Here is a 14,194-nt window from a genome sequence, read left to right as displayed (position 1 = left end):
ATTAAATTTGATGAATTCAGGAAAAAATCGGGGGCCAGGGATGTTGTCGTTGTACGACATCCCGCGCCGGATCCGTCCAGGAGGCTGCTTTGATTTTTAAAATGGTAATCATTCTTACTTCCATTCTGAAAAATCATGGCAATCCAACATCGGCAGACGGCGGTCTGCATGGGCATCGCGCTGGCCTTCGGTTTGGCCCCCACCTGGGCGGCGGCACAGGGCGCGGCGGCCACGCTGTCCGAGGTGCGCGTCGACGCCAGCGCGGAGAAGGAGACGGCTACCGGCCCGGTGGTGGGCTACCGCGCGCGCAATGCAGCCACCGCCACCAAGACCGACACGCCGCTGTCGGAAACCCCGCAGTCCGTCACCGTGGTCACCCGCGACCAGCTGGTGGACCAGGGGGCCACCACCTTCCAGGAGGCGCTGCTGTACGCGGCGGGCGTGCGCAGCGACGCCTACGGCCTCGACAGCCGTTCCGACAGCGTGCGCGTGCGCGGCAGCTCGCCAGACACCTACCTCGACGGGCTGCGCCAGAACTACAACTGGTACACCAGCAGCACCCCCGCCGAGCCCTACACGCTGGAGCGCCTCGAGGTGCTGCGCGGCCCTTCGGGCATGCTGTTCGGCGCAGGCACGGTGGCCGGCGTGGTCAACATGGTGAGCAAGCGCCCCCTGCAGGAGGCGCAGCGCGAGGTGGGCGTGCAGATCGGCAGCTGGAACCGCAAGCAGCTGCAGGCCGACCTGACCGGCCCGCTCACCCAGGACGGCGAATGGTCGTACCGCCTGGTGGCCGTGGCGCGCGATGCGGACACGCAGACCGATTACGTGCAGAACGACCGGCGCCTGATCGCGCCCTCGCTTGCCTGGCGGCCCAATGCCGCCACGTCGCTCACCCTGCAGGCCCATTGGCAGCAGGACCGCACGGGCAGCACGGCGCAGTTCCTGCCCTGGTCGGGCACGCTGCTGCCCAACCCCAATGGCATGCTGCCCATCAACCGCTTCATCGGCGAGCCCGGCGACTACTACGACAGCGACCGCGAATCCATCGGCTACCTGTTCGAGCACCGTTTCAACGATGCCTGGACGGTGCGCCAGAACCTGCGCCTGGCGCGCAACGAGAACCGCGGTGGCTACCACTACGCCGATTTCTTCACGGTCCCCGGCGGGTTCGGCTGGGACCCCGTGAACCAGCGCCTGACGGGCCGCATCTACGGCAAGAACGTCACGCGCACGCGCATGGCCGCGGTCGACACCCACCTGCAGGGCAACCTCACCACCGGCGCGCTGAGCCACCAGCTGCTGCTGGGCGTGGACTGGAACCGGCAGACCGAGAACAAGAACGAGGCGGACGATGCCTACAACACGCCCATCGACGCCTATGCGCCGGTGTACGGCAACGTCCTGAATCCGACGCTTATCGCGAAACCCGAGAACGTGCAGCGCCAAAGCGGCCTGTATGTGCAGGACCAGATGAAGTGGGGCCCGTGGATCTTCATCGCCGGCCTGCGCCACGACCGCGCCGTGAACGGCCTGGCGGGCCAGCCGGATGACCGCACGAGCGACACCACCAAGCGCCTGGGCGTGATGTACCAGCTGGCCGGAGGCTGGACGCCCTACATCAGCTACGCAGAGTCCTTCAGCCCCGTGAGCGGCACCAACGCCTATGGCCAGCGCTTCAAGCCGCTGCAGGGCGAGCAGATCGAGGTGGGGGTGAAGTACGCGCCCGCGGGCAGCTCCACGCAATTCACGGCGGCGGTGTACGACCTCAAGGAAAAGAACCAGAAGGTGGCCGACCCGACCAACCCCGACAACTCGCTGCAGGTGGGCCAGACCCGCAACAAGGGCCTGGAGCTGGAGTACAAGGCCCGCGTGGCCACGGCCTTCGACCTGACGGCCCATTACAACTACACGGACGTCGATCCCCTGCTGGAAGGGCTTCCCCGCCACCAGGCCGCCGTGTGGGGCGTGTACCGCTTCTCCATCGGCGGTGTGCGCGGCTTCTCGGCGGGCGCGGGCTACCGCTGGCTGTCGTCGTTCCGCGACGGCACCGGCCCCGAGGTTCCGTCCGCCGGGGTGGTCGATGCGCTGCTGGCCTACGACACCCAGGACTGGCGCTATGCCCTCAACATCAGCAACCTCGCCGACAAGAAGTACATGAGCACCTGCCTGTCGCGCGGTGACTGCTGGTGGGCCACGCGCCGCAACGTGGTGCTGAGCGCGACGTATAGGTTTTAACCCCCCTGAGCCGCTTCGCGTCTTTCCCGAGGGGGACGCCGCCCATGCGGCGGGGCGGCCCTTGCACGGTGGCACTGGCACGGGACAGTGCCCATGCGAAGGCCGGGCCCTTTGCTCTGGGTTGGCGCGGTGCAGTGAATCGCGATACAAATGTCGAAAGAGCGGCCCGCGCCACGACGTGCTTCACGTGTTCCAAGTAAAAAACCCCGCAGGTCTTGCGACCTGCGGGGTTTTTTGTGGGCTACCGGGCAGAACCTGGGTTCCACCCGGAGCGGCCGGGCAATTACATGCCCATGCCGCCCATGCCACCCATGCCGCCCATGTCGGGCATGCCGCCGCCGGCACCGGCCTCGTCCTTGGGTGCTTCTGCAACCATGGCTTCGGTCGTCAGCAGCAGCGATGCCACGGAGGCAGCGTTCTGCAGGGCCGTGCGGGTGACCTTCGTGGGGTCCAGGATGCCCAGCTCGAGCATGTCGCCGTACGTGTCGTTCGATGCGTTGAAGCCGTAGTTGCCCTTGCCGGCCAACACAGCGTTCACCACCACCGAGGCTTCGCCGCCGGCGTTGTTCACGATTTCGCGCAGGGGCGCTTCGATCGCCTTGAGCACCAGCTTGATACCGGCTTCCTGGTCAGCGTTGTCACCCTTGATCGAGTCACCCACGGCTTGCTTGGCACGCAGCAGGGCCACGCCACCACCGGCCACAACGCCTTCTTCCACAGCTGCGCGCGTTGCGTGCAGCGCGTCTTCCACGCGGGCCTTCTTTTCCTTCATTTCGACTTCGGTGGCAGCGCCGACCTTGATCACGGCCACGCCGCCAGCCAGCTTGGCCACGCGTTCTTGCAGCTTTTCGCGGTCGTAGTCGGACGTGGCTTCCTCGATCTGCACGCGCACTTGCTTGACGCGGGCTTCGATGTCACCCGCAGCACCGGCGCCGTCGATGATGATGGTGTTTTCCTTGCCCACTTCGATGCGCTTGGCCTGGCCCAGGTCGGCCAGGGTCACCTTCTCGAGGGTCAGGCCCACTTCTTCAGCGATGACCTTGCCGCCCGTCAGGATGGCGATGTCTTCCAGCATGGCCTTGCGACGGTCGCCAAAGCCTGGAGCCTTGACGGCCACGACCTTCAGGATGCCGCGGATGGTGTTGACCACCAGCGTAGCCAGGGCTTCGCCTTCGACTTCTTCGGCAATGATCAGCAGCGGACGGCCGGCCTTGGCCACTTGCTCCAGCGTGGGCAGCAGGTCGCGGATGTTGCTGATCTTCTTGTCGAACAGCAGCACGAAGGGGTTGTCCAGAATCGCGGATTGCTTTTCTGGGTTGTTGATGAAGTAGGGCGACAGGTAGCCGCGGTCGAATTGCATGCCTTCCACGACGTCCAGTTCGGAGTCGAGGGACTTGCCGTCTTCCACGGTGATCACGCCTTCCTTGCCGACCTTGTCCATGGCGTCAGCGATCAGCTTGCCGATGGTTTCGTCGGAGTTGGCGGAGATCGAGCCCACCTGGGCGATTTCCTTGGAGGTGGTCGTGGGCTTGGAAGCCTTCTTCAGCTCGGCGACCAGGGCCGTCACGGCCTTGTCGATACCGCGCTTGAGGTCCATCGGGTTGATGCCGGCGGCCACGTACTTGAAGCCTTCGCGCACGATGGCTTGTGCCAGCACGGTGGCGGTGGTGGTGCCGTCACCAGCGTTGTCGCTGGTCTTGGAGGCCACTTCCTTCACGAGCTGGGCGCCCATGTTCTGCAGCTTGTCCTTGAGTTCGATTTCCTTGGCCACGGACACACCGTCCTTGGTCACGGTAGGGGCGCCGAACGAGCGCTCCAGCACCACATTGCGGCCCTTGGGGCCCAGGGTCACCTTGACCGCATTGGCCAGGATGTTCACGCCTTCAACCATGCGTGCGCGGGCTTCGCCGCCGAAAACTACGTCTTTTGCTGCCATGTTTGGCTCCTACAAGATTTGAATCAAAAATGCTTCTAGCGCTTATTGGTAAAGCGCTAGCAGCTATGAAAAAGTGAGTAAACCGAAGGAGAAAGGATTACTTCTCGACGACTGCGAACAGGTCGTCTTCCTTCATGACCAGCAGTTCGTCGCCCTTGACCTTGACGGTCTGGCCCGAGTACTTGCCGAACAGAACGCGGTCGCCGACCTTCACGTTCAGGGCGATCAGTTCGCCCTTGTCGTTCTTCTTGCCGGGGCCAACGGCCAGCACTTCACCTTGATCGGGCTTTTCAGCGGCGTTGTCAGGGATCACGATGCCGGAGGCGGTCGTGGTTTCGCTTTCGATACGCTTGACGATCACGCGATCGTGCAGAGGGCGAAGGTTCATTGCATTGCTCCTGTTTTCAGTGAAAAAAAGCTGACTTACCAGCACCCGGGGGACCAGGCGCTGCGAAATTTCCGGCAGGCGGTGCGGTGTTAGCACTCGTCTGTGGTGAGTGCTAATGATACGGGCATTTGTGGCGGTTTCAAGACGCCGCGCACATTTCGGCTGTCTGTTACTGCGGATGTTGCGGAACGCCACTCTACTTTCGTTGTTCCGCCATTCAACTTTAGATTTCGGCACCCGCGACCGTGAACCTGAGGAGCACCTCGCATGAACGCCATTTAGCTGAGCACCAGCCACAGAGGCTTGAACTGGAAGTGAGCAATAACGCACTTTGCCATTGACCACTGCGGTCGTATTTCAAGGTCAGCTACAGGCTGTACCAAGTCATTCGCGTCGACAACCTGAGCGACGGCTTCGTATTGAGCGGTCAATCGACGGGCAGCCGCACCGACGGCCACTGCTCCGCCGAGACCGGGCGTTCGATCGTTGCCGACGGGGATACCGGTGCGAGTGACCGGTTTGGTGTGTGACCGGCGCGTGTCGACCCAGAGGAACCATGCGCCGTCGTGAACCGAAGGTTGTCCTCTGTCTTTTCCTTGGTTGCCTTCCCGTGGCTTCCACCTCGTTGACTGCCCCCCCGGGTTCGTGACGACTGCGATCGTGCACATGACGGGGCGCCGCGCCCATATTGTGGCGAGCTGTGTGATGTCATCAGTTCTGAGGACAGACAACGGCCCGGCGCGATGGCAGCATCGCGCGCACCACTCGCCTGTGCGCAGGCGCATGGCTGAAGAACTATCAAAACAATAGCTGCTTGCGCTGAATGGATAAGCGCCGGAGGTCAAAACATGCCAAGAAACCTGCTGTCCGCGCGCCACCGTGCCGCCTTGTGTCTGGCCTGGCTGCTGGGGGGCTGGCTGCTGCTCCAGGCGGGCGCCGCGCAGGCGCAGGCTGTGGGCTGGGCCAGCGGTGCCAGCCTGGCTGCCGCGCGCAGCGACCACAGCACCACCGTGCTGCCCAATGGCAAGGTGCTGGTGGCCGGTGGGCAAGTGGCAGGCAACGCGCGCACCGCCAGCGCCGAACTGTACGACCCTGCCACCGGCGCCTGGGCGGCCACGGGCGCCATGGCTGCGGCGCGCCAAGGCCACACCGCCACGTTGCTGCCCAGCGGCAAGGTGCTGGTGGCGGGGGGCATGGATGGCGCTGTCCTGGCCAGTGCCGAGCTGTATGACCCCGCCACTGGCACCTGGGCCGCCGCTGGCGCCCTGGGCCATGCCCGCCGCGAAGCCACCGCCACGCTGTTGGCCAATGGCAAGGTACTCGTGGCGGGGGGATGGCCCCCCGGCCCAGCCACCAGCCCGGCGGAGCTCTTCGACCCCGCCGCGAACGGCGGCTTGGGCGCCTGGTCCGACACCGGCGCCCTGGCCCAGCCGCGTTTTGAACATACGGCCACCTTGCTGCCCGATGGCAAGGTGCTCGTCGCAGGGGGCACGGCCAATGGCAGCGCCGCTTTGAATAGCGCCGAACTCTACGACCCCGCCCTGGGCATCTGGACCACCGTCGGCAATACGCTGGCCACCGCGCGCTATGACCACACGGCCACCTTGCTGCCCAGCGGCCAGGTCCTTGTGGTGGGCGGAGCCGACAGCCTGGCCCTGGCCCTGGCCCAGGCCGAGCTGTACGACCCCGGTGCCGGCACCTGGACCGCCGTCAGCCCGCTGACCACGGGGCGCTTCAGCCACACGGCCAGCCTGCTGCCCGACGGCACGGTGCTGGTCGCGGCAGGCTCCAACTTGATCCATGGGCTGCTCGGCAGCGCCGAGTTGTTCAACCCCGGCACCAACAGCTGGACTGCGGCCCCCGCGCTGGCCAGCCCGCGCCTCCACCACACGGCCACGGTGCTGCCCGATGGCACGGTGCTCGCCGTGGCTGGCGCCGGCGCCGGCCCGCTTCTGGCCAGCACGGAGGTCTACACCCCCGCCAGCGGCGCGTGGAGCGCGGCGGGCAGCATGGGCATGGGGGGCAGCGTCACGCGGGCCTCGCTGCTGCCGTCAGGCAAGGTGTTGGCGATTACCAGTTTGTCGACCTCCGCACGGCTGTATGACCCCGTGGGCAACAGCTGGAGCCCTGCCGCCAACCACCTCACCAGCCGCGAAATGCCCACCCTGACCTTGCTGGCGTCCGGCCAGTTGCTGGTGGCCAGCGGCACAGGTGCCAGCGCCGAGCGCTACGACGAGAACACCAACACCTGGACGGCCACCGGCCCCATGAACGCCGCACACAGAGGCGGGGGCGCCGCGCTGCTGGCGTCGGGCAAGGTACTGGTGGTCGGCGGGGCCAACGGGACAGGCCCGTCCAGCAACACCGTGGAGCTCTACGACCCCGCGACCGACACCTGGGCATTGCGCGCGCCGATGCTCTCGGTCCGGCACTACTTTGGCAGCAGCGTGATGCTGCCCGATGGGCGCGTGCTGGTGGCGGGCGGGTTCACCAACGGTGGCCGCACCGCCCTCGCGGAGATCTACGACCCCCAATCAGACACCTGGACCGCCACGGGCGCGCTGGCCATCCCGCGCAGCGACCACACCGCGACCCTGCTGCCCTCGGGCAAGGTGCTGGTGGCGGGCGGCGCCACCGGCCCCTTCAACAGCCCCACCGCCGAGCTGACCGCCGAGCTGTACGACCCGGCGACCGGCACCTGGTCGCCCGCGGGCACGCTGGCCTCAGGTACCGGCGGCAGCGATCCAACGGCCATGCTCCTGCCCGGCGGCCAGGTGCTGTTGGTTGGGGGCTACCTCAGCGGGGCACGGAGCGGCAGCCAGCTGTACGACCCCGCTGCCAACACCTGGGCCAGCACGCCACCGCTGATCACGGGCCGTGCGCAGCACGCCAGCGTGCTGTTGCCTTCGGGCCACGTGCTGGCCGCGGGCGGCATTGGTTCCGGTGGCAATTTGGCCAGTGCCGAACGCTATGACCCCGCTGGAGGCACCGTGCCAGCGGCCCGCGTGCCCCAGCTTGCCAGCGGCCCGGCCCGCCTGGTGGACGGTACCGCCTTCACCCTGGGCGGCTTGCGCCTGCACGGCGACAGCGAGGCCAGCGGCGGTGGCACGGGCGCATCGCCCACGCCGCTGCCGCTGGTGCAGCTGCGGCGGCTGGACAACGGCGCCACGCGCTGGCTCACGCCCACGGCATCGTCGGCCACCACGGTGGACGTGGCCGCGCCGGGCGTGTTGCCGCGTGGCCGCTACGCGCTGCGCGTGTTCGTCAACGGCATGGTGTCCGACGCGTTGCCGACAAGCACCCATGCCACGCCCGCGCTGGCCCTGGCCGCCAGCGCCAACCCCAGCCCCGTAGGTGCCAGTGTCACCTTCACCGCCACGCTGTCCGGGGCGGACAGCCCCACGGGCACGGTGGCGTTCAGCGCAGGCGGCGTGCCGCTGTGCGCGGCCGCGCCCCTCGTCGGCGGCGCGGCCGTCTGCGCCGTGAACACCCTGCCCATGGGCACGCAGGCCATCACCGCCAGCTACGGCGGCGACGCCAACAACATGGGCGCCCTGGCGGGCATCACGCACACCGTGAGCCCGGTCAGCCTGCCGCTGCCCGGCGGCGGCATGGGGCAGCAGGTGGTGGTGGGCATCAGCGGCGGCCCGGCGGGCTGCGTGGTGAGCAGCCTCACGTTGAGCGCTGCCACCGCAGGCGACAACCTGCCCGCCAACGCCACGGCCCCGCTGGGCGTGCTGCGCTTTGCCGCCACGGGCTGCGCGGGCGCCACGCTGGCGGTGCAGATGGACTACCCCGCAGGCAGCCTGGCGGGCCTGCAGCCCCACAAGTTCGGCCCCGCCAGCGTGGGCGCCCCGGCGTCCACGTGGTTCCCTCACGGTAGCGTGGCGGGTAACCGGCTGACCTTCACCGTGACGGACAATGGCGTGGGCGACGGCGACACCACCACGCCGGGCGCGATCACCGACCCGCACGCGATGCTGCTGTTTGCCGCGCCACCCGTAGTGGGTGCGCAGGCCATCCCCACGCTGTCGGAGTGGGGCGTGCTGCTGCTGTCGGCGCTGCTGGGCGTCCTGGGCTGGCGTGGGCGGCGGCGCCTGGGGGTTTGAATGAAACTGGCCTCCAGCGCTTTTCCAATAAGCGCAAACAGCTATTGATTCAATAGCATTCCGCTTTTTTCGGCCTCCAGCAGGCGCGTGAGCAGCGGGTGCATCACCCTGCGCGCGCTGTAGATCAGGTGGAACTGCTCCTGCGCGTCGGGGCTGGTGCCCACCTGCACCAGTCCATGGGTCTTTTGCAGGTGCGCGCCCACCGACACGGGGGCCGGCATCACGCCCATGCGCCGGTTCCTACGTTTGCTTCGCCCTGGCCATCGGAAGGCGCCATGGCGATGGCAGAAAACCCCCGTCACTGCAGGGAGGACCAACTGCGCAGCTTGCCGGGGTTGAGCAAGCCCTGCGGGTCGAAGCGGCGCTTCGTGCCCACCACGGCAGGATCCAGGTTGTTCTGCTTGCCGTCTTCCACGATATACACATGCGGGTTGTTGATCTGCACGCCGTGGTCGCGGTAGATCTGCATGATCTGGTTCAGGCGCTCTTCGGTGCTGTAGCGGATGAGCTGCAGCCCGCTGCAGTTGAAGGCGCCTTCCTTGGTGCGCAGGAACTCCAGGTGCATCATCACCTCGCCGCCCAGGGCCTTTTCCAGCGCCTTCACCTGCTCCAGCCGGGTGGCGGGGTTGAAGCCGCTCTGGATGTAGGTGAGCGTCTTGTCCACCTTCAGCGCATGCAGGGTGGTGTGGTTCCAGGTGTACTCGAGCAGGGTCTTGTGGCTCTTTTCCACCTCGTCGGCGGTCTTGCGGTAGCTGACGCTGCCGCCGTACCGGGTGGCCATGTCGCGCATGCCGTCTTCGGAGTGCGGGGCCACCAGCAGCATCACTGCGTGGCAGCCCGCGGGCAGGTGCTCGGCCAGGCTGGTGAAGTAGGCCGGGATGGGCGCGGCCAGAAAGCACACCTCCTTTTTCTCCAGCCCCGGTGCGGCGCCAAAGCGGTCGGCGAATTCCAGCGCGGCGTCGAAGTCGGTGAAGGTGACGATGCACTCCGTCCATGCCACGGCGGGGGTCAGCGCCACCTCCAGCTCCAGCACGATGCCGTTGGTGCCGTAGGTGTGGTGCAGCAGCATGGCCTCGGGGCCGCGCAGCTCGATGACCTGGGGCTCGGGTTCCACCGTCATGGCGCGCACCGCCAGCACGTTGCCCGGCGCGGCCAGCGGCCCGTGGTTGATCGACCCGGCGCCGCCGAAGCCGCCGCCGAACAGCCCGCCCAAGGTGGCGCTGCGGTAGGTGGAGGGCAGCCAGCGCAGCTCCTGCCCCAGGGGCTTGGCCTGCGCGTCGAAGTCCGACAGGCGGATGCCCGCCTGCGCCCGGCCCACGGCGCCGCGCACCCAGCCAAAGCCGTTGTAGCCCGACAGGTCCAGGATCACCCCGCCATGCAGCGGCGTGCTCTGCCCGTAGTTGCCGGTGCCGCTGCCGCGCACGGTCAGGGGGATCTGCGCGCGCGCACAGGCCGCCACCACCTGGTGGATCTCATCCTCGGTGCGCGGGCGCACGGCCACGTCGCCGCGCTTGCCGGCCAGATCGCGCTTGAGCACGGGGCTGAACCAGGCGAAGTCCTGCGACAGGCGGCCCACGCGCAGCGGGTCAGCAATCCAGTCCAGGCCGGGCAGTTGTTCGGGCAGTTGGGGGGCGGTTACGGTGGTCATATGTGTCTCTCCTGTCTGTGCGGCGGGTGGTGGCGGGCAATGCGCGGCCCCACCACGCGTGCGCGGTGTCAAAAAATGAATGCGGTTCGGTCGGGGGGTAGGGTCAGTCGTGCGAGTTTTCGCTGGCGTGCCAGCTGCCCAGGGCCAAGCGGGTGCCCCAGGCCATCAGCGCGAACAGCGCCACGCCGGTCAGCGAGATCAGCAGCAGCGCGGCGAACATGCGCGGTATGTTGAGCTGAAAGCCCGCTTGCAGGATCTGGTACGCCAGCCCGGCGCCCTGGCCACCGGTGCCGGCCACGAACTCGGCCACCACGGCGCCGATCAGGGCCAGCCCGCTGGAGATGCGCAGGCCGCCAAAGAAATAGGGCAGCGCGCTCGGTATGCGCAGGCGCAGCAGGGTCTGCATGCGCGTGGCGCGGTTGAGCTGGAAATAGCTCTGCAGGTCCGGCTCCACGCTGCGCAGGCCCAGCGTGGTGTTGCTGATGATGGGGAACAGCGCCACCAGCGCGGCGCAGATCACCATCGACGCCGTCGGGTCCTTCACCCAGATGATGATGAGCGGCGCCACCGCCACGATGGGCGTGACCTGCAGCAGCACGGCGTACGGGAAGAGGGCCGTCTCGATACGCTTGCTCTGCACGAACAGGAACGAGATCAGCACCCCCGCCACCGTGGCCACGGCAAACGCCAGCACGGTGATCTTGACGGTGACCCAGAGCGAGCCGCCCAGGGCCGCCCAGTCGGTCAACAGCGTTTTGAGCATGAGCAGGGGCGAGGGCACCAGGTAAGGCGGCAGCTCCATGGCCGTGACCAGGCCCTGCCACAGTGCGATGAGCACCAGGCCCACGAGCAGCGGGTAGACCACGCGCTGCACGCGCGGTTGGGCCATGAGGGGAACGCGCGCTGCGACGGGCCTGAGCGCCTTGGCTCGGGCGGGTTGCGCGCTGCGCTCTGCAGGTGCGGGCGCTGCAGGTGCAGTAGGGTAAGGGGTGCTCATGCTGCGGTCTCCTCGGTGTCAGCGCTGGCGCGCAGCAGGCTGTCCTGCAACTGCTTGGCGTAGCGGCTGAATTCGGGCGAGACCATGAAGTCCGCCGTTCGGGGGTAGGGCGCGTCGATGCGGAACTCCTCCACCACGCGGCCGGGGCGCGCGGCCATCATCACCACGCGGCTCGACAGGAACACCGCCTCGTGGATCGAGTGGGTCACGAAGATCACCGTGAGCTTCTTCTTGCGCCACAGGTCCAGCAGGTCGGCGTCGAGCTTGTGGCGCGTGATCTCGTCCAGCGCGCCAAAGGGCTCGTCCATCAGCAGCAGGTCGGGCTGGGTCACCAGGCCGCGCGCGATGGACACGCGCATCTGCATCCCGCCCGACAGGGCGCGCGGCAACGCGTTGGCGAACTTCGACAAACCCACCAGGGCCAGGGCCTCGGCCACGCGGCCATCGGCCTCGGGGCGCGGGACGCCGGCCAGGTCCAGCGGCAGGCGCACATTGGTCTGCACGCTGGCCCAGGGCATGAGCGTGGGCGACTGGAAGACAAAGGCCATCTTCTTGCCGCTTTCCTCCAGCTGGGCCACCGGCTTGTGCCACAGCTGCAGCCGGCCATCGGTGGGCTCCAGCAGGCCGGCCACCATCTTCAGCAGCGTACTCTTGCCGCAGCCCGAGGGGCCGAGCAGGGTGACGAACTCGCCTTCCTCGATGGTCAGGTCCACCGGCAGCAAGGCCTGCGTGCCGTTGGGGTAGGTCTTCTCGGCCGACAGCACCTGCACGGCGGGCGTGGGGCGGTGGGTCGCCGCCGGGGCGGCGGGGGTGGGCTCAGCGGACTGCATGGGGTCGCCTTTCGATGGATGCGGCCCGCCCCGCTGCGCGCGGGGTCGGGGCCGCTGTTTCAGGGCAGGGTGGGCTTACGGAAGAACCTTGAGGTCCTTGACGAAAGCGGTGCTGTACGTATCGGCCAGCTTCACCTTGGCCGGGTCGATCAGCTTGGCCTCCACCAGGAAGTCGTAGCTCGCCTTGGCGCGCGCATCGGTCATCACGCCGATGCCCATGCTGGCCGCATCGCCACCCGTCACCATGCCCATCTCCTTGAGCTTGGCCACGCTGTAGGCCAGCTGCTCATCGGTCATGTTCGGGTTGTCCTTCTTGATCAGGGCATTGGCCGGGGCCGGGTCGGCCAGGTAGCTCTTCCAGCCTTCCATGGTGGCCTTCACGAAGGAGGCGACGGCGGTGCCGCGCTCCTTGACGGTCTTGTCCATGCAACTCACCGTGGTGGCATAGGCGGGGTAGCCCTGGTCGCTGAACATCAGGGTGTTGGCCTTCACGCCGGCCTTGGCAATGGCGAAGGGCTCCGACGTCAGGTAGCCCTGCTGGGCAGTGTTCTTGTCGGCCACGAAGGGCTGGATGTTGAAGGTGTAGGGCCGCGTCTGTGCATCGTTGAAGCCGTACTTGGCCTTCAGCCAGGGCCAGTAGCCGCGCTGGGCCGACGAGGCGATGAGGATGGTCTTGCCCTTGAGGTCCTCGAACTTCTTCACGTCGTCGTGCGCGATGAGCACCTGCGGGTCTTTCTGGAAGACGGCCGCCACCGTGGTCACGGGCACGCCGCCCTCGCGCATCTGGATCATCTGCAGGTCGCTCGATCCCATCACGCACTCGGCCTGGCCGGCCGCCATCATCTGCACGATGTTGACCTGCGGGCCCCCCATCTTGATGGTCACGTCCAGTCCGTGCTTCTTGTACAGGCCCGTGGCCACCGCCTGGTAGAAGCCGCCGTGCTCGGCCTGCGCGTACCAGTTGGTCATGTAGGTGAACTTTTCCTGCGCGTGGGCCTGCAGGGTGCCGGCGGCACCCACAGCGAGCAGCGCAGCTGCACCAAGTTTGGAAAGGCGGGAGGCGGTCTTCTTCATCATGGCAGTGCTCCGGTAGGTGGTGGAGGGGAACAGGGACGAAAACGGGGGTGTGGATGCGGCTGCGTTCGCAGGTTTCAAGCCAGGGCGGTGGAGTGCTCCACATGGCCCGTGTGGTTGGCGCGGCCCCAGGTGGCTTCGGCGCGCGGGGCCCAGCGCAGCTGGTGCAGCTCGGTGATGGCGGCGGCCCAGCTCACGGCCAGCGAGTCGAGGATGGCGTGGCCCTGCTCGGCCGTGGCGGGCAGCGGGTCGCCGATGATGCCGCTGGGCCCGAAGTCGCGTGCGCTCCAGGCGCAGGCGGGTCGGCCGTCGGGCGACAGAAGGGGCGAGCCGAACACGGGCGGGTAGTTCACCACCGCGCGCTCCATGTGCACGGTGTCGGGCGCCAGGGCCAGCATCAGCGCCGTCTCGGCATGGCCGGCGTGCATGGCCAGCTTCTTCTCCTGCTCCGACAGGTACTTGCCTGCCACGTGCGGCACGCGCCAGGTGAAGCTGGGCACCACGATGAAGTCGCCATGGCGCAGGCGCAGCTCGCGTGCGCACATCTCCATCACCTGGGGCTGGCCGCCGTGGCCGTTGACGAACAGCAGCTTGCGAAAGCCCGCGCGGTAGACCGACTCGCCCACCTCGTTCATGGTGGCCAGCAGCGTCTCTCCGCTGAGCGTGACGGTGCCCGGAAAGTGCAGGTGCTCCTCCGACTTGCCGTAGGTGATGGGCGCCATGGCAAAGGCCGGCACCTCGGCCGGCAGGCGCGCCATAGCATGGCCGACCACGCCCGCGCTGATCACCGTGTCCACCGCGCAGGGCAGGTGTGGGCCGTGCTGTTCAGTGGCGCCCGTGGGCAGCACGATCACGGTGTTCTCCTTGTCCGGCAGGTCGGCGATCTCGGTCCAGCTCAGGTAGGGCAGGTAGCGGTGGGGCGGGGTGTAGCCGTGCAGCATGGGGCGGGTCTTTCGTGGATGGAGGGATGTGCGGGA

At 67.5% G+C, this 14,194-nt stretch carries 9 protein-coding genes and 1 pseudogene; 2 read left to right on the top strand and 8 right to left on the bottom strand.

All coding sequences use genetic code 11. The features are described from left to right. The first annotated feature begins 135 nt into the window (after positions 1-135). Entirely contained in the window at positions 136-2,235 is a 2,100-nt protein-coding gene (locus AC1RVY_RS04540) for a TonB-dependent siderophore receptor (RefSeq protein WP_492805523.1), read from the top strand. A gap of 283 nt (positions 2,236-2,518) precedes the next feature. Here AC1RVY_RS04540 and groL read toward each other — a convergent pair whose 3' ends face one another. Together groL and AC1RVY_RS04530 are read right to left on the bottom strand one after the other, a co-directional pair. Beyond that, positions 2,519-4,171, bottom strand: a complete 1,653-nt coding sequence (gene groL / locus AC1RVY_RS04535; protein WP_010462232.1) for a chaperonin GroEL — start codon at positions 4,169-4,171, stop codon at positions 2,519-2,521. A 97-nt stretch (positions 4,172-4,268) separates the two neighbouring features. Beyond that, positions 4,269-4,559, bottom strand: a complete 291-nt coding sequence (locus AC1RVY_RS04530; RefSeq protein ID WP_005799501.1) for a co-chaperone GroES — start codon at positions 4,557-4,559, stop codon at positions 4,269-4,271. Between the two features lie 848 nt (positions 4,560-5,407). Here AC1RVY_RS04530 and AC1RVY_RS04525 point away from each other — a divergent pair. Beyond that, positions 5,408-8,668: an IPTL-CTERM sorting domain-containing protein gene (locus tag AC1RVY_RS04525; RefSeq protein ID WP_492805520.1), complete on the top strand. Its 3,261-nt coding sequence runs from the start codon at positions 5,408-5,410 to the stop codon at positions 8,666-8,668. Positions 8,669-8,709: 41 nt separating this feature from the next. Here the strand turns inward: AC1RVY_RS04525 and AC1RVY_RS04520 are convergent. From AC1RVY_RS04520 to AC1RVY_RS04495, 6 genes and pseudogenes are all read right to left on the bottom strand, one after another. After that, positions 8,710-8,898: pseudogene (locus AC1RVY_RS04520) on the bottom strand (LysR family transcriptional regulator); the annotation flags it as partial. Positions 8,899-8,966: 68 nt separating this feature from the next. Then, positions 8,967-10,316, bottom strand: a complete 1,350-nt coding sequence (locus AC1RVY_RS04515) for an FAD-binding oxidoreductase (RefSeq protein WP_492254648.1) — start codon at positions 10,314-10,316, stop codon at positions 8,967-8,969. A gap of 103 nt (positions 10,317-10,419) precedes the next feature. Continuing rightward, positions 10,420-11,313 (bottom strand): ABC transporter permease, encoded by an 894-nt coding sequence (locus AC1RVY_RS04510; protein WP_492805518.1) that lies wholly within the window; start codon positions 11,311-11,313, stop codon positions 10,420-10,422. Beyond that, entirely contained in the window at positions 11,310-12,143 is an 834-nt protein-coding gene (locus AC1RVY_RS04505) for an ABC transporter ATP-binding protein (RefSeq protein WP_492805517.1), read from the bottom strand. Before AC1RVY_RS04505 ends, AC1RVY_RS04510 begins: the two co-directional genes overlap by 4 nt. A 75-nt stretch (positions 12,144-12,218) precedes the next feature. Further along, on the bottom strand, positions 12,219-13,217 hold the full coding sequence (locus AC1RVY_RS04500; RefSeq protein ID WP_492805962.1) for an ABC transporter substrate-binding protein: 999 nt from the start codon (positions 13,215-13,217) through the stop codon (positions 12,219-12,221). Between the two features lie 77 nt (positions 13,218-13,294). Next, positions 13,295-14,158, bottom strand: coding sequence for a creatininase family protein (locus AC1RVY_RS04495; RefSeq protein WP_492805515.1), 864 nt, complete (start codon positions 14,156-14,158; stop codon positions 13,295-13,297). Between the last annotated feature and the right edge of the window lie 36 nt (positions 14,159-14,194).

The organism is Acidovorax sp. GW821-FHT11A03, assembly GCF_058809075.1.
This window is presented reverse-complemented; position numbering and strand designations above follow the sequence as displayed.